1 protein-coding gene is annotated in these 596 nt (G+C 62.1%); it reads right to left on the bottom strand.

Features of this window, described 5'->3' with window-relative positions; translation table 11 throughout:
* A partial coding sequence (gene fdh3B / locus AC5ZG1_RS44180) for a formate dehydrogenase FDH3 subunit beta (RefSeq protein ID WP_496136537.1) occupies positions 1-488 on the bottom strand: 488 nt, incomplete at its 3' end.
* Between the last annotated feature and the right edge of the window lie 108 nt (positions 489-596).

The raw sequence follows: 596 nt of genomic DNA, 5'->3' as shown, positions 1-596 counted from the left end.
AGCAGCGACTTGGTCGAGCACATCTCCGCGCACATCGGCAATTTGCCCTCGCCGAACCGGTTCGAGCCGTATTTGGCGAATTCCGCCGCGCTCCCTGGTGCCTCTGGTCCGCCGCCGCCGGCGCAATAGGTGCATTTGTCCATCTTGCCGCGGGTACCGAAATTGCCGACTTGCGGATATTGCGGCGCGCCAAACGGGCAGGCGTAGAAGCAATAGCCGCAACCGATGCACTGATCCTTGTTGTGCAAGACAACGCCGTCCTCGGTCGGGAAGATGCAGTTCACCGGACAGACCGACGCGCAAGGCGGGTCCGTGCAATGCATGCAGGCCATCGAGACCGAACGCTCGCCCGGCTTGCCGTCATTGATGGTGACGACGCGGCGGCGGTTGATGCCCCAGGGCACCTCGTTCTCGTTCTTGCACGCGGTGACACAGGCGTTGCAGTCGATGCAGCGGTCCGCGTCACAAAGGAATTTCATGCGTGCCATCGTCTCTTCCCCTTACGCGGCCCTGATCTGGCAAAGCGTCGCCTTCGGCTCCTGCATGCCGGTTGCTGGGTCGTAGCCATAGGTCGTCAGAGTATTCACGCTTTCGCC

The sequence above is a fragment of the Bradyrhizobium sp. Leo78 genome (assembly GCF_059512425.1).
This window is presented reverse-complemented; position numbering and strand designations above follow the sequence as displayed.